Origin of the sequence: Arthrobacter sp. PAMC25284 (assembly GCF_019443425.1) — a bacterium.
In the GTDB taxonomy this organism is placed as follows: Bacteria; Actinomycetota; Actinomycetes; order Actinomycetales; family Micrococcaceae; genus Arthrobacter; species Arthrobacter oryzae_A.
Genome location: NZ_CP080382.1, coordinates 3,105,628 through 3,120,469, shown reverse-complemented (window position 1 = coordinate 3,120,469; position 14,842 = coordinate 3,105,628). Strand labels below are relative to the sequence as shown.

Sequence of the window (14,842 nt, the reverse complement as noted above, 5' to 3'; positions counted from 1 at the left end):
TGCCGCCTTGTCCCTACTCAATATTGCGCCGCTTGGCATTGGAAGCATCGCGGTTGTGGCTGGTATCGCCGGCATTGCCATGCTCTACCTGCCGGCGACGTCACCGTATTTCCAGAAGCAGCCCTTCGCGAATCCCTTCCGGCCGGGAAACCCCTACGGCAACTGATTCAACGCCGCGCAGGGCGTGGGAACCCCGGCTGCTGACACCCTTCAGTCCGTGCCAGCCGGGTCCTGCGCCCTTTGGGCGTGGTAGGCGAGGATCTGGAGTTCCGTCGCCATGTCCACCTTGCGGAGGTTCACGCCCGGCGGCACTTGAAGAACAACCGGCGCAAAGCTGAGGATACTCCGGACCCCGGCCGCAATCACCCGGTCGCAGACATCCTGCGCCACAGCGGCGGGCAGCGCCAGAACGGCCATGTTCGCGCCGGTCCGCTGCAGCACAGGCTCAAGGTTTGCGGCGTCGCTGACCCGCAGCCAGCCCACTTCACTGCCCACCACCATCTGGTCGGCGTCAAAAATGGCCACGACTTCAAACCCCCGGGATTCGAAGCCTCCGTACCGCGCCAGGGCACGGCCGAGGTTGCCTGCGCCGACGATGGCGACCTTCCAGTCGTGGGTCAGCCCCAGGGCCGCGGCGATGTGACGGTTGAGGTACTGGACGTCATAGCCCACCCCTCGGGTCCCGTAAGAACCCACGTGGGACAGGTCTTTCCGAAGGGTGGACGGGCTGACTCCGGAAGCCTCGGCGAGCGACTCAGAGGAGACCCTGTCCACGCCTTCCGCCAGCAGCGCGGTCAGGGCGCGCAAATAGATGGTCAGCCGGGCTACGGCCGCGGGCGGAATCTGCTTGGCAGGTCCTGCTCCCCCGGGCACTGCGTGCGGGGATGATTCCAGCGAGGTCACTATCTGCTCCATTGAGTCGCGTTGTGCCTTCCACTCTAGGTCCCCCGGGCTGCCCCCAACAAAGCAGTCGCCGGCGGCACCATGACGCGGCGTGCCGCCAGCCGCTGCAGGCCGCGAGGGCCGCAGCGGCTCAGGACGGCTGTTCGAGGGCCCGTCTCAGCGTCCGCTCCAGCCGGGCTTCGTCAATTTTCCAGAAGTCACGCTGGATGCCATCCACCAGCACCACCGGGATCTCCTCCGCGTAACGTTCGCGCAGCGCAGCGTCGTCGTCTATCGACCGCTCTTTCCAGTCCAGGCCCAAGGTCTGGGCAACCCGGTGCACGGAGGAGCGCGCGTCCGCGCAGAGGTGGCAGTCAGCTTTGGTGATGAGGATGATCTCTGGCGTTGCCATGGTCCAACGGTAGCCCGACGGCGGGGCAGGCGTCGACGCGCGGCGCGGCGGGTTCGCTGCCGGGCATTGACTAGACTCGTGGCATGCCCGAGGACAAGTACGTCGCTGTGGTCACCGAACCTGCCGCATCACCGCAGCGGGGCGAGGCGGCCTTCTTCGACGTCGACAACACCCTCATGCGTGGGGCCAGTCTCTTCCATGTGGCACGGAAGATGTACCAGCGCGGCGCCTTCACCGTGCCGCAGGCCAGCGGCATCGCCTGGAAACAGTTTATGTTTTTGCTGCGCGGCGAGAACATCAAGGATGTCCACGCCGTGCGCGATGCAGCTCTGGCCCTCGCCGCCGGGATCCTGGTCAAGGACGTGGAGGTTCTGGGCGAGGAGGTCTATGACGAAATGATCGAATCCCGCATCTGGCCGGGCGCCAAGGCACTGGCCGAGCAGCATCTGCGGGTGGGGCGCAAAGTCTGGCTGGTGACGGCGACCCCGATCGAGGTAGCTACCGTGATCGCCACCCGGCTCGGACTGACCGGCGCCCTCGGCACCGTCGGCGAAAGCCTGGACGGTTCCTACACCGGGCGGCTGGTGGGCGAAATTCTCCACGGCCCGGCCAAAGCCGTGGCCGTCCGCCGGGTTGCCGAGGCGGAAGGTCTCGATCTGGACCGCTGCTGGGCCTACAGCGACTCACACAACGACATCCCGCTGCTGAGCACGGTGGGCCATCCGGTGGCGATCAACCCTGACAGCAAATTGCGCCGGCACGCCCGGGACAACAATTGGCCGATCTACGACTTCCGTTCCGGTCGTCGTGCCGCCACTTTGGGGCTGAAGGCCGCCACTGTGGGAGGGGCCGTTTATGGCCTCTGGCGTGGCTTTTCCCGCTTCCGCGGACCGGCCCCGCTAGGGATCCTGCCCGGCGCAGCAGCAGGCAACACCCCACGACGCAAAGAAAATGCCCGTCGCCGAAAGGCAACGGGCATTTCACGCAGTGAGAAGTATTGCTACTTCTTATTGCGGCGCTGGTGGCGCGTCTTGCGAAGCAGCTTGCGGTGCTTCTTCTTGGCCATACGCTTGCGACGCTTCTTAATAACTGAACCCACGAAAGTTCCTCACAAACTAGATGCAGTACCTGTCTGCTGGAAGCCGCCCGTGAACTGTGCAACGGACTGTACAACTGACAGGTTCTAACAATGACGTAAAACGTTCCTTAACAGGGTACCGCTTATCAGGGCCGCCCTACGACCGCGACCCCAAACTATGCCTGCGGGGGCGGATCCGCGTCACGGATGATGGCTCAGCCGGTTTCCGAGTGGCCGTGCTCTCCTTCGACAACCGCACTCTTGAGATACTGTTCGACGGCGTTTTCGGGGACCCGATAGGAGCGGCCAAAACGCACGGCAGGCATCTCTCCGGAGTGCACGAGTCGGTACACGGTCATCTTGGACACCCGCATGACCTCAGCGACTTCGGCCACGGTCAGGAAGCGGGCCCTGGAGAAGTTTTCCTCCACAGACATTTTCTTATTCCTTTGCTCGAGCGAACAGCAACCACCTGAAATCTGGGCGGCGTGCCAATGCTGAGCCATCAGACAACCACGTGGCAGTAACACTAGTGGCTCCTGATACCAATGTGAATGGCTTCCGCAGGAATGCCCACATACTTCCCGCAGGAATCCCCAAAAACTAGAGTTCCCGGCCCCTACTGGCGTGCAGGCCGGGCAGGTGCACGCTAGTCGCGGGTGCGGCGTGCACGCACCGAGGACGCCAGCTGGCCCAGCACGGAGGCCGTCATATCCCAATCCATGCAGGCATCCGTGACGCTCTGGCCGTACACCAGATCATCAGCTCCCACGGCGTGGGCAGCAACGTCGAGATTCTGCGCCCCGCCGGCCAGGAAGCTTTCCAGCATAACGCCTGCGATGGCAGCTGAAGCGGCTCCCCCGTCCTCTAGCTGGGCGCCGATTTCGAGGGCCACTTCGGCCTGACGGTGGTGGTTTTTTCCGCTGTTGGCATGGCTCGCGTCCACAATCAGCCGCGGGTTCAGCCGACCGGCGGAGAGCTTTGCTGAGGCCGCCTCGACATTGGCCGCGGAGTAGTTGGGTCCCGTGCGTCCACCGCGGAGGATGATGTGGGTGTCCGGGTTGCCCGCGGTGGCCACGAGCGCTGCCCTGCCGTCGTCGTCGATGCCGAGGAATGCCTGGGCCGCCGCGGCGGCGCTGCAGGCGTCCAGCGCCACCTGCAAATCGCCGTCCGTGCCGTTTTTGAACCCGATCGGCATGGACAAGCCGGACGCCAGCTGGCGGTGGATCTGGCTTTCTGTGGTGCGGGCGCCGATGGCGCCCCAGGAGACCAGATCTGCCATGTACTGCGGGCTGATCGGTTCGAGGAACTCGGTGGCGGTGGGCAACCCGAGCGCGGTGACCTGACGCAGGAACTGGCGGGCGGCACGGAGCCCGGCGGGGATGTCATGGCTACCGTCGAGGCGGGGATCGTTAATGAGGCCCTTCCAGCCCACCGTGGTGCGGGGCTTCTCGAAGTAGGTCCGCATCACGATCAGGAGGTCAGCACGGTGCTTTTCAGCCTGGCTGACCAGCCGCCTGGCGTACTCGAGGCCGGCTTTGGGGTCATGAATGGAGCACGGGCCCCACGATGACAAGAAGCCGGTCATCGACGCCGTCCATGATGGCACGCACCTCGCCCCTGCCCCGGCCGACGACGTCAACAGCCCGGGTATCCAGCGGCAGTTCCGCGATCATGTCCTGCGGTGTGGGCAGCGGAGTGAACTCGCTGACACGCAGGTTCGAGGTGGACTGCTGGGTTTCGGGGGCTGCTTCAATGCTCATGTTCGGGTCCTGTTCCGGGTGCGGAGCGGGCCCTGATCAGAACCCGCCGGAGAAATGGCGAAGGGCAGAGAATGATCTCTGCCCTGTTGGCTCTGAAGGAAGGTTGGATGCGTGTCAGTTAGACGCGGGCCCCTCCAGAGCCAACGAAAAATACGCATACCAACGGTTTGTCATGAAAGGACCATAGCCCCGAAGCCGGACCCGGGGCAAACCGGGCGGTAATCGTCCCGGTCCGCGGACGGCGCGGGCCAGCGGCCCCGGGGGCGAGATGCCGGAGCGGAGCAGGGCGCCGGCCCGCCTCACCCGTCTCACCCGTGCTTCGCTGCCCCGCTGCGTTATTTCTTTCGGCCGAACTTCGGCAAGTTGGCCAGCAGGTCCGCGGCTTTGGTCGCGGCACGGCCTACCGTCCGGCCAATCTGCTGCGGCATCTTGTCCTCGCCTGCCGTACCCGCCGGGCCAAGGACGGCAGGACTCATCCGGCTTCCCGCCGGACGTGCGGCCCGGGTGGCGGCGGACTCCGGCGCGGCGGATGTCAGGGGTGGGGCCTGCGGGGGCCGGGAACTGCCCTGCCGGCGCAGGCGCCCCGGTATGGCCGGGGATAGGGTCTGGACCGGCACCTCCGGAAAGGGTCCTGGCCGCTGAAAGAGGCTCCGCGGGACCAACGTCGAACGTCTCCAGCCACGCGGCGATCCCCTTAAGGGGTTTCGGGTTCAGTGCGTAGTAACGCTTCTGGCCCTGGGCGCGCATACTCACCAGATCGGCCTCCCGCAGGACCTTGAGATGTTTGGAAATGGTGGGCTGGCTGGCCTCAAGTTCCCGGACCAGCTCCCCCACTGCTTTGTCCCCCTCGCGGAGGGATACCAGAATGTCACGCCGGGTCGCCTCAGCAATGACGGCAAATACGTCGTCTGTCATCATGCCCTCCACAGTAGCGACATATACGCCGGAGGGCATCAATTATTTCCGCGCCGGCCTACCTGCCCGCAGGACATTGCCCTGCGCGTGGCGGGGTGCTAAAACGGACTCACAGCCGTGATAATAGTCCGGCTGCAGCCCACAGATTCCGAGGGGTGCATCGGCGTGGGGGATTTCTTCCGGGAGCAACTGTTCAACATCATTGCCATGGTTTTTCTCGCGCTTTTTGTCATCGTCTGGGCTGCAGTGCTGCTGCAGGTGGGGTTCTGGGTACCCGACGGCACGAGCGCTGCTCCAAAGCTCAACAACGCCGTCGTGTGCGCGGCCGGAGTGCTGTCCACGTCGCTGAGTTCGCTCACCGCGTCGGCCCTGGGTTTCACCGTCGCTGAGGTGCGCCGGGAACAACAGGGCAGCAGCGGCACCGGCGGATCCTCCGACAAGAACAAGGACAAGCCCACGGCCCTGAATACCGGAGAGATTACCGCCCGGCTGTCCGGGCGCATCGTCGCGGCAGTCATGGTCTATCTCGTCATCGGGCTCCTGGTCCTCGCCGTCTGGCTGGCCAAGGGCACGGCGTCCACCGATCTGGTCAACGCCTTTTCGCTCTCCATTCTTGGCTGGATCATCGGCGCCGCCGGAGTTGTGTTCCAGACGGAGAGGTCCGGCGCCCCGCGCAACAGGGCCGACCGGCCACAGGCCGCCGCGACCGAACCGGACTAGCCGAACCGGACTAGTCGAACCAGGGATCCAGACCGTAGAGCGGGAAGATTTCCTTGCGGGTTGCCATCACAGTACGGTCCACCCCGTCGTTGGGATCAAACCCCACTTCCCAGGAGCGCCACCAAAGATCGACGTCGTCTCCCATCAGACGGGGGGCCTCCGCACCGTGGGTGACGCTGTATTTCTCGTGCACGTACGCACGCCATTCTTCCGGCACCGGGGTGCGGAGCGGGACCGGGCGGCCAGCGGCAATAGCGATCAGGTGGCACCAGGACCGCGGAACCACGCTGATGACGTTGTACCCTCCGCCGCCGGTGGAAAGCCAACGGTTGTCGCAATAACGGGCGGCGAGATTGCCGATCACGGTGGCAGCCTCGCGCTGACCGTCGACACTGATGTTCAGATGGGTGAGCGGATCAAGCCGGTGCGAGTCGCAGCCGTGCTGGCTGACTATAACCTCCGGCAGAAAGGCGCCCACGAGTTGCGGGACGACGGCATGGAACGCCCGCAGCCAGCCCGCATCCCCGGTACCGGCCGGAAGCGCGACGTTCACCGCGCTGCCGAGCGCATTCGGACCGCCGATCTCATTGGCGAACCCGGTCCCGGGGAATAATGTCATCCCCGACTCGTGCAGGGAAATGGTCAGCACCCGCGGATCGTCCCAGAAGATGTTCTGTGTCCCGTCGCCGTGGTGGGCGTCGATGTCGATATACGCCACCCGTGCCACGCCGCCGTCGAGCAGCCGCTGAATCGCGAGGGCGGAGTCGTTATAGATGCAGAAGCCGCTGGCGTGGTCGGCGGCGGCATGATGCATCCCGCCACCGAAATTGACGGCCCGCACCGCGCTGCCGTCAAGAATCGCCGCGGCAGCCAGTAGCGAGCCGCCCGCCAGCCGGGCGCTTGCCTCGTGCATGCCCGCAAAGGCAGGGTCGTCCTCGGTGCCCAGCCCCCGGACCAGGTCCGGGATGCCGGGGTCGTCGCTGACGCGCCGGACAGCCGCCACATACTCGGGGGTGTGGACCGCGCACAGGTCCTCGTCCGTTGCGACGTCCGGGGCCGCCACTGATACGCCGGCCAGGTCCAGCAACCCCAGGCTGCCGGCTAACCGCGCCGTGAGTTCCATCCGCTCCGGAGCCATCGGGTGGCCGTGACCGAAGTTGTAAGCGGTCATGGCGGGATCCCACACTACCGTCGTTGGCAGCGGGGTCTCAGCGAGCCCGGGCAGGAATGTCATCAAGGACAGGCTACCCGAGGGCGCCGGGGCCAGGGCCCTGCCCCCGTCATGTCCGGGGTTTTAGTGGTTTACTACTGAAGGAAGCAGTTTCAAGCGAGGAAAAGCCACACATGACGCAGAGTCCGTCGAGGTCATCGAACCCGGCAAGCTGGCACCCCGGTGCAACGGAGCGTGAAGGCCTCTGGATTTTCACCCGGATCCGCGACGTTGTGGACGGCATTGCCAACAGTTCACCGGCCCGTTTGGCGCTGACGACCTTCGGCGTGGTCATCTTGATCTTCACGGCTCTGCTCTCGCTCCCGGCTTCCTCCGCCACCGGCGACGTCACGCCCATCCACCAGGCACTCTTCACTGCGGTGTCGGCGGTGTGCGTGACGGGCCTGACCGTCGTCTCCACCGCAGTTCACTGGTCTTTTTTCGGGCAACTCATCATCCTGATCGCTATTTTCGTTGGCGGCCTGGGCACCCTGACGCTCGCGTCGTTGCTGGCGTTGATGGTCAGCAAGAAACTCGGCGTGCGCGGCAAGCTCATCGCCCAGGAGGCGATGAACAACGCGGGCCGGCTCGGCGAAGTCGGCACCCTGCTGCGGATCGTGATCCTGACCTCCATCACTATCGAGGGGGTCCTCGCGGTCTTCCTGGTGCCGCGCTTCCTTGCCCTTAATGAGGGCTTCGGGCTGGCGGCCTGGCATGGCGTCTTCTACGCGATCTCAGCCTTTAACAATGCCGGCTTCACGCCGCATTCGGATGGCATCGTCCCGTATGAGACCGATCTGTGGATCCTCATCCCGCTGATGGTCGGCGTCTTCTTAGGGAGCCTGGGGTTCCCGGTCGTGATGGGGCTGCACCAGAGCGGGCTGCGGTGGAAAACCTGGAGCCTGCACACCAAACTCACCATCCAGGTCTCCCTCATCCTGCTCGCCGCAGGGACGGTGCTGTGGGGGCTGCTGGAGTGGAACAATGTGCGGACCATCGGCACGATGAGCCTTGGCGACAAGGTCACGCATTCGCTGTTCGCCTCCGTAATGACCCGGTCCGGCGGTTTCAACCTGGTGGACCAAAACCAGATGGACACCGCGACCATGCTGCTGACCGACGCCCTGATGTTCGCTGGCGGCGGCTCCGCATCAACGGCAGGCGGCATCAAGGTCACCACCATCGCCGTGATGTTCCTGGCGATCGTAGCCGAAGCCCGCGGCGACGCCGACGTGAAGATCTATGGCCGGACGATCCCCGAGGGCACCATGCGGGTGGCCATCTCGGTCATCGTCGCCGGCGCCACCCTGGTCTCCGTCTCTTCCCTGCTGTTGTTACAAATCAGCGGGGCTACGCTGGACCGGGTGCTGTTCGAGGCGATTTCCGCGTTTGCCACGTGCGGGCTGAGTACCAATCTCAGCGCCGAACTCCCGCCGGCGGGGGTCTATATCCTCACCGCCCTGATGTTTGCCGGCCGCGTTGGAACTGTCACCCTCGCGGCGGCACTGGCCCTGCGCCAGCGCCGCCAGCTGTACCACTACCCGGAAGAGAGACCCATCATTGGCTAGTTCATCAGGCGCCTCCCACCGCCCCGCACACAACGCACCCGTCCTGGTGATCGGGCTGGGCCGTTTCGGTGCCTCCACCGCTGAACAGCTGGTCAAGCAGGGCCGTGAAGTGCTCGCGATTGAGCGTGACAGGAACCTCGTGCAGAAGTGGTCGGGGGTCCTGACCCACGTCGTCGAGGCCGACGCCACCAACATGGACGCCCTCCGCCAGCTCGGCGCCCAGGAGTTCAGCTCCGCCGTCGTCGGCGTCGGTACCTCCATTGAATCCTCGGTACTGATCACGGTAAACCTCGTGGACCTCGGGATAGAGCACCTCTGGGTCAAGGCCATCACGCCGTCGCACGGCAAGATCCTGACCCGGATCGGCGCCAACCACGTGATCTATCCGGAAGCAGACGCCGGTGTCCGGGCCGCGCACCTCGTGTCCGGCCGGATGCTGGACTTCATCGAATTCGACGACGACTTCGCCATCGTCAAAATGTATCCGCCGCGCGAAACCGTGGGCTTCACCTTGGACGAGTCCAAGGTGCGCTCCAAGTACGGTGTCACGATTGTGGGGGTGAAGTCCCCCGGCGAAGACTTCACCTATGCCCGGCCCGAAACCAAAGTCTCCTCACGGGACATGCTCATTGTTTCGGGACACGTGGATCTGCTGGAACGGTTCGCCGCGCGTCCCTAGCAGCCCGGCGCGCCGGCTCAGGCCAGCTGGCGGGTGATTTCCGCTGCCCGGACGGCGGCTGCCCGGGCTCCGGCTGCGATGATGGCCGGCAGCCCCCGCTCGTCAAACGTGGCGATCGCGCGTTCAGTGGTCCCGCTGGGGCTTGTCACGGCCCGGCGCAGCCCGGCCGGATCGGCGCCCGGCTCAGCCAGCATGTAGCCGGCCCCCGCCACCGTTTCACGGGCCAGCAGCAGCGCCAGCTCCGGGTCCAGGCCCAGCTCGACACCGGCCGCGGCCATCGACTCAGCCAGGTAGAACGCGTACGCCGGGCCGGAGCCGCTGATCGCGGACAGGGCATCCACCTGCCCCTCCTGGATCTCCACAACAGTTCCGACGGCGGACAGGACGGCCTTGGCTTGCTGCAGTTGCGCGGCAGAGCAGTTCGTTCCCGGCGACACCGAGACAACGCCCCGGCCCAACTTCGCCGGGGTATTTGGCATGGTCCGGATTACCGGCTGTCCGGCCGGCAGCGCCGCTTCAAGCTGCTCGATCGAGACCGCCGCCGCGACGCTGATGACAATCGTCGCCGGCGCGAGCGACCCGCTGATCTCCCTGGCCAGGGCTGCGATGCCCACAGGCTTGACCCCCAGGATCACAACGCCCGAGCCCACGACCGCCTGCCTGTTGTTATCCGGCTCTTCCTCGCCGGCGATGGCAGTTATTCCGTGGTGCCGTTCAGCCAACTCTGTTGCCCGCTCAGCGCGGCGCACAGTGGCGACGATGTCGGCGGGATTGGTGCCGCCGTCGATCAGCCCGCCAAGGATTGCCTCGTTCATGGATCCACAGCCCAGAAATGCGATTCGGTTGCTCATAACACCATCATGGCAGGCCGTCCCGATTCACAGCCAGCTCACAACTTCAGTGCAGGTTACTCCCAAGCTCGCCCCCTATCGTGGATATCACCTCATTGAGGGTGCGAGTGATACGGCGAACATGCGGATGTTGGCCTGGCACCGGTGGACTGCAGCGGGTTTCCCCCCATTTTCCCGCTTCTGGACGCCGGTGCCTACTCCGTTAAAGAGTCTGCGTCGCCCGGCCGCTCGAGCTCCCGTGGCGCGGCCGGACCGATATGGCCGGCAGGATCGGCGGGCCCCTCAAAAACAAGTTGGTCGAGACGGCGCAGGATGAGCCCTTCGCGCAACGCCCACGGGCAGATTTCCATGCTCGGAAACTCGAACATTTCCAGGGCGGCTTCCGCCACCAGGGCACCGGCCAGCAGTTGCGGGGCGCGGGCCTCCGATACCCCCGGCAGATGCAGACGGTCTTCATTGCTCATCGCCGAGATGCGCTGCGCCCACAGCCCCAGGTCCGAAGTGAACAGCTCGCGCTTGACGTACGGGCCGGCGCCGCTGGGTGCTGCCCCCGCGATCCGGGCCAGGGATCGGAACGTTTTAGAGGTTCCTGCCACGAGGTTGGCCCGGCCAAGCTCGCCGAAGCTGCGGACAGCGGGCTTGAGCGTGGCGCGGATGTAGCGTCGCAGTTCCTTCACACTCCTGGCCGACGGCGGGTCTTCCGGCAGCCAGTCGCGGGTCAGCCGGCTCGCGCCCAGCGGAACGGAGAGCGCCAGCTCGGGGAGTTCGTCTTGCCCCAACGCCATCTCGAACGATCCGCCGCCAATGTCCAGGTCAAGGATCGGCCCCGCACCCCAGCCGTACCAGCGCCGGACCGCAAAGAACGTCATTGACGCTTCTTCCCGGCCCGTGAGCTCGCGGAGGGCGACGGTGGTCTCATGCTCGACCCGTGCCAGCACGTCCGGGCCGTTTGTGGCCTCACGGATGGCCGACGTGCAAAAGGCCAGGAGGTCGTCAGCCTTGTGCCGGGCAGCAAACTCCCACGCCTCCAGGACGAACTCGGTCAGCTCATGCTGGCCGGCGTCATTGATGTTGCCGGCCTTGTCCAGGAACTGCACGAGCGACAGCGGCCGCTTGTGCGAAGCAAATGGCACCGGACGGGCGCCGGGATGGGCATCCACGAGGAGCAGGTGAACAGTGTTCGAGCCAATGTCGAGGACGCCTAGTCGCATGCCCTCATTATTCCGCGCCACGCACCGCGTGACCTAACGGTGGCGGCCCCGCTCTCTCCTCACGCCGTTTAACGGGCGGCCGCAGGGAGGCCTGTCCCGAAGCGGGCGGCCGCACGTCAGGCGGGGGCCGGCGCCGTCGGTGGTGTCGTCGCGGGAGTCGTCGACCGTATCCGCAGCGTCGTCTGCCGGTTTGAAGTCCCGGCGGATGTTGGCAACACCTTCCGGATCGATTTCGAAGCCGAAAGCCGCACCGGGGTTGATGACCATACCCAGTTCATCCCCCAGGTTTCCGATAATTGCCGACCCTTGGGTACCCAGCACGTTCGGAGCGGCAGTCAGGAACTGCTCGGCGACCCGGCTCGGGTGGGAGAAAACGGCGAGGACCGGCTGACCGGATGCGTTCGCGAGCACGAGAGGCTCGACCCGGGAGTCGGGGCCTTCCAGGACGTCGGTGCTGACCACGTAAACCTCGTTATTGAGGAACGCCAGTATGACATCGACGGGGTTTGCATCAGGCTGCTCACCGCGGGCAAGCTTCTCTTCGAGGTCGTTCAACGGCTGGAGATCCAGGGGCGTGGGCTGTTCAGTCATGTTCCTACTCGATCATGTCCCGGCCGGGTCCGCAAACGCGAAATCGCCGGAACGTTCCGTTTCGCCGGTTCTTCCGGCGAACCGGAACGTTTCCGGCGACTTCGGCAGGGCTACTTCTTGGCTACTGCCTTTTTCTTCGTGGGGGCCTTGCGGGCCGTGGTCGTGCGCTTGACCGGGCCCTTGGCGCGCTTCTCGGCGAGCAGTTCGATCGCTTGTTCCCTGGTGAGCTCCTCCAGCGAGGTGCTGCGCGGCACGGTGATGTTCGTGACGCCGTCGGTGATGTACGGGCCGAAGCGGCCTTCCTTCACCACGATGTTCTTCTCCGACACCGGGTCCGGGCCGAACTCCGCCAGCGGCGGCACGGCTGCGCGGGCGCCCCGCTGCTTGGGCTGCGAGTAGATCTCCAGCGCCTGCTCAAGCGTGATGGTGAAGATTTCCTCCTCGGAGCCGATCGACCTTGAGTCAGTACCCTTTTTCAGGTATGGGCCAAACCGGCCGTTCTGGACCGTGATCGGGTTGCCTTCGACGTCCTGGCCGAGGACCCGGGGCAGGCTCATGAGCTGCAGGGCCTCGTCCAGCGTGACCGTGTCCACGCTCATGGAGGCAAAGAGCGATCCGGTGCGCGGTTTGGCCTTCACGGGCTTCTTCGGCGGTTTGGGCTTGCCGTTTTTGTAATACTCCACCGGGGCGTTGGCCAACTGCTCGGCCGTAGGTTCCGGGATGACCTCGGTGACGTAGGCGCCGTAGCGGCCGTTCTTTGCCACCACGGCGTGTCCGGTGTGCGGATCCGCGCCGAGGGCACGCTCTTCGGGGGCCGCGGTCTCCATCAACTCGATCGCTTTGGCGGCCGTGAGCTCATCCGGCGCCAGATCCTCGGGGACGTTGGCGCGGGCGGCTTCGACGACCTCGCCGGTCTTGGGATCCACCGTGGGGATGGAGCTTTCCAGGTACGGGCCGAACTTGCCCACACGCAGGGTGATCCCCTCCGTGATGGGCACGGAGTTGATCTCGCGGGCGTCGATCTCGCCAAGGTTGTTGACGATGCTCAGCAGACCGGGGTCGCTGTCCTCACCGAAGTAGAAGTGCTTCAGCCAGGCCGGGCCGGCCGCCTGGCCATTTGCAATCTTGTCCAGGTCCGCTTCCATGTCGGCCGTGAACTCGTAGTCCACATAGTCCTTGAAGTGCTGTTCCAGGAGCCTGATAACGGAGAACGCGATCCAGCTGGGCACCAGGGCGGAGCCCTGCTTGCGGACGTAGCCGCGGTCCTGGATCGTCGAAATGGTCGAGGCATAGGTCGACGGACGGCCGATGCCCTTCTTTTCCAGTTCAGCCGTGAGCGACGCTTCGGTGAAGCGCGGCGGCGGGGACGTGTCGTGACCGATCGCAACGATCTCCGACGCCGTCAGGGCGTCGTCCTTGGCAACATTCGGGAGCCGGCGTGCCTCGTCCGAATCGTCGTCACCGCGGCTTTCGTCCTTGCCCTCTTCGTACGCCGCCAGGAAGCCGGGGAAGGTGATGACGGTTCCGGACGCGGAGAATTCGGCGTCGCGGCTCTCGCCCGGGGCACCAACAGTTACGGCACCGAGCCGGATGGTGGCGGTGGAGCCCTTGGCGTCACCCATCTGCGAAGCGACGGTCCGCTTCCAGATGAGTTCGTAGAGCCGAAATTCGTCGCCGGAGAGCAGCTTGGCAACCTGGGCCGGCGTGCGGAACGAGTCGCCGGCGGGGCGGACGGCCTCGTGGGCTTCCTGCGCGTTGGCGGCCTTGCTGGTGTAAACCCGCGGGGACTGCGGAATGTATTCCGGGCCGTACAGTTCCGAGGCCTGTCGCCGGGCTGCCGTAACAGCCTCGTCGCTCAGCGCGGAGGAATCCGTACGCATATAGGTGATGTAGCCGTTTTCGTAAAGCCGCTGGGCCACCTGCATCGTGCTTTTGGAGGAGAAGCGCAGCTTGCGGCCTGCCTCCTGCTGCAGCGTGGAGGTGGTGAACGGAGCCGCCGGGCGGCGGGTATAGGGCTTGGTATCCACGGAACGGACACGGAAGTCAGCGGCCTGCAGCCCTGCCGCCAGGGAGGTGGCGAGGTCCTCGTTGAGGTGGACGGCGTTACGGCTGGTCAGGACGCCGTCGTCGTTGAAGTCACGGCCGCTGGCGACCTTGGCGCCGTCGACGGCCGCCAGCTTTGCCTTGAACGACGCCGTTCCGGCGCCGAACTGGCCGGTGAGGTCCCAGTAGGAGGCGGATTTGAAGGCCATGCGCTCGCGTTCCCGGTCCACCACCATTCGGGTGACGACCGACTGCACGCGTCCGGCAGACAGGCCTCGGGCCACCTTGCGCCAGAGCACCGGGGAGATTTCGTAGCCGTAGAGACGGTCCAGCACGCGGCGGGTTTCCTGCGCGTCGACGAGGTCCTGGTCCACGTCGCGGAGCTGGTCCATGGCGCGGTGGATGGCTTCCTTGGTAATTTCGCCGAACGTCATCCGGTAGACGGGCACTTTGGGCTTGAGCACTTCCAGCAGGTGCCACGCGATGGCCTCGCCCTCGCGGTCCCCATCGGTTGCGAGATAGAGGGCGTCGGCGTCCTTGAGCTGTGCCTTGAGCTCGGCGACCTTTTTCTTCTTGTCCGGGGACACCACGTAATAGGGCTTGAAGTCGTTCTCGATGTCGACGGCAAACTTGCCCAGCGGGGTCTTCTTCAGTTCCGCGGGGAGCTCGGAAGGCTGTGGAAGATCGCGGATGTGCCCGATCGAGGCCTCAACGATAAAGCCCTCGCCCAGGTACTTGGCGATGGTCTTGCTCTTGGCGGGAGACTCCACAATCACGAGTTTCTTGCCGGTTTTGGCCTTACTTGGCACGGTGCTCCTACAGAAAAAGGTGGCTCGGGCAGATGCGCCCATACCCGCCTAGTTCACCATATTTTGCAGAATCCTGCGCATTCGGATGGAAATGACGGCCGCCCGGCGTG

General features: G+C 65.2%; 11 protein-coding genes and 4 pseudogenes. 4 read left to right on the top strand and 11 right to left on the bottom strand.

Going from position 1 to position 14,842, the window contains the following annotated elements:
* Positions 1 to 210: 210 nt before the first annotated feature.
* Together KY499_RS14425 and KY499_RS14420 are read right to left on the bottom strand one after the other, a co-directional pair.
* Positions 211 to 903 carry a redox-sensing transcriptional repressor Rex gene (locus tag KY499_RS14425; RefSeq protein ID WP_123254666.1) on the bottom strand — a complete coding sequence of 231 codons (693 nt, stop codon included), beginning with the start codon at positions 901 to 903 and terminating at the stop codon, positions 211 to 213.
* 130 nt (positions 904 to 1,033) lie between these two features.
* Positions 1,034 to 1,294, bottom strand: coding sequence for a glutaredoxin family protein (locus tag KY499_RS14420; protein ID WP_123254667.1), 261 nt, complete (start codon positions 1,292 to 1,294; stop codon positions 1,034 to 1,036).
* Positions 1,295 to 1,377: 83 nt separating this feature from the next.
* Here KY499_RS14420 and KY499_RS14415 point away from each other — a divergent pair.
* Positions 1,378 to 2,187 (top strand): annotated as a pseudogene (locus KY499_RS14415) (HAD family hydrolase); the annotation flags it as partial.
* A gap of 107 nt (positions 2,188 to 2,294) precedes the next feature.
* Here the strand turns inward: KY499_RS14415 and KY499_RS14410 are convergent.
* The 4 genes and pseudogenes from KY499_RS14410 to KY499_RS18835 form a co-directional block, all read right to left on the bottom strand.
* Entirely contained in the window at positions 2,295 to 2,393 is a 99-nt protein-coding gene (locus KY499_RS14410) for a 30S ribosomal protein bS22 (protein ID WP_003792170.1), read from the bottom strand.
* 194 nt (positions 2,394 to 2,587) lie between these two features.
* On the bottom strand, positions 2,588 to 2,809 hold the full coding sequence (locus KY499_RS14405) for a helix-turn-helix domain-containing protein (protein WP_123254669.1): 222 nt from the start codon (positions 2,807 to 2,809) through the stop codon (positions 2,588 to 2,590).
* A gap of 212 nt (positions 2,810 to 3,021) precedes the next feature.
* Positions 3,022 to 4,135: pseudogene (locus KY499_RS14400) on the bottom strand (3-deoxy-7-phosphoheptulonate synthase).
* 335 nt (positions 4,136 to 4,470) lie between these two features.
* A pseudogene (locus KY499_RS18835) lies at positions 4,471 to 5,053 on the bottom strand (ArsR/SmtB family transcription factor).
* A gap of 114 nt (positions 5,054 to 5,167) precedes the next feature.
* Between KY499_RS18835 and KY499_RS14390 the strand changes: the two are divergent.
* On the top strand, positions 5,168 to 5,770 hold the full coding sequence (locus KY499_RS14390; protein WP_258190800.1) for a hypothetical protein: 603 nt from the start codon (positions 5,168 to 5,170) through the stop codon (positions 5,768 to 5,770).
* A 10-nt stretch (positions 5,771 to 5,780) separates the two neighbouring features.
* On the opposite strand, the gene KY499_RS14385 is transcribed toward KY499_RS14390, so the two are convergent.
* Complete coding sequence (locus KY499_RS14385; protein ID WP_123254671.1) at positions 5,781 to 7,004, bottom strand: acetoin utilization protein AcuC; 1,224 nt, start codon at positions 7,002 to 7,004, stop codon at positions 5,781 to 5,783.
* A 110-nt stretch (positions 7,005 to 7,114) separates the two neighbouring features.
* On the opposite strand from KY499_RS14385, the gene KY499_RS14380 reads away from it, so the two are divergent.
* Both KY499_RS14380 and KY499_RS14375 read left to right on the top strand, forming a co-directional pair.
* Positions 7,115 to 8,548, top strand: coding sequence for a TrkH family potassium uptake protein (locus tag KY499_RS14380; RefSeq protein WP_123254672.1), 1,434 nt, complete (start codon positions 7,115 to 7,117; stop codon positions 8,546 to 8,548).
* On the top strand, positions 8,541 to 9,227 hold the full coding sequence (locus KY499_RS14375) for a TrkA family potassium uptake protein (protein ID WP_123254673.1): 687 nt from the start codon (positions 8,541 to 8,543) through the stop codon (positions 9,225 to 9,227). The genes KY499_RS14380 and KY499_RS14375 overlap by 8 nt, the downstream gene beginning before the upstream one ends.
* 17 nt (positions 9,228 to 9,244) lie before the next feature.
* Here KY499_RS14375 and proC read toward each other — a convergent pair whose 3' ends face one another.
* From proC to topA, 4 genes and pseudogenes are all read right to left on the bottom strand, one after another.
* On the bottom strand, positions 9,245 to 10,078 hold the full coding sequence (gene proC, locus KY499_RS14370) for a pyrroline-5-carboxylate reductase (protein ID WP_123254674.1): 834 nt from the start codon (positions 10,076 to 10,078) through the stop codon (positions 9,245 to 9,247).
* Positions 10,079 to 10,272: 194 nt separating this feature from the next.
* Positions 10,273 to 11,289 carry a Ppx/GppA phosphatase family protein gene (locus KY499_RS14365; protein ID WP_123254675.1) on the bottom strand — a complete coding sequence of 339 codons (1,017 nt, stop codon included), beginning with the start codon at positions 11,287 to 11,289 and terminating at the stop codon, positions 10,273 to 10,275.
* Between the two features lie 177 nt (positions 11,290 to 11,466).
* A pseudogene (locus KY499_RS14360) lies at positions 11,467 to 11,880 on the bottom strand (SseB family protein); the annotation flags it as partial.
* Between the two features lie 110 nt (positions 11,881 to 11,990).
* Complete coding sequence (gene topA / locus KY499_RS14355) at positions 11,991 to 14,732, bottom strand: type I DNA topoisomerase (protein WP_123254677.1); 2,742 nt, start codon at positions 14,730 to 14,732, stop codon at positions 11,991 to 11,993.
* Positions 14,733 to 14,842 lie beyond the last annotated feature (110 nt).

Bases quoted from the DNA above. Each gene is read 5' to 3' on its own strand.
- KY499_RS14365 (WP_123254675.1), bottom strand. From the start codon at position 11,289: ATGCGACTAGGCGTCCTCGACATTGGCTCGAACACTGTTCACCTGCTC.
- proC (WP_123254674.1), bottom strand. From the start codon at position 10,078: ATGAGCAACCGAATCGCATTTCTGGGCTGTGGATCCATGAACGAGGCA.
- KY499_RS14385 (WP_123254671.1), bottom strand. From the start codon at position 7,004: ATGACATTCCTGCCCGGGCTCGCTGAGACCCCGCTGCCAACGACGGTA.
- KY499_RS14380 (WP_123254672.1), top strand. From the start codon at position 7,115: ATGACGCAGAGTCCGTCGAGGTCATCGAACCCGGCAAGCTGGCACCCC.
- KY499_RS14405 (WP_123254669.1), bottom strand. From the start codon at position 2,809: ATGTCTGTGGAGGAAAACTTCTCCAGGGCCCGCTTCCTGACCGTGGCC.
- KY499_RS14420 (WP_123254667.1), bottom strand. From the start codon at position 1,294: ATGGCAACGCCAGAGATCATCCTCATCACCAAAGCTGACTGCCACCTC.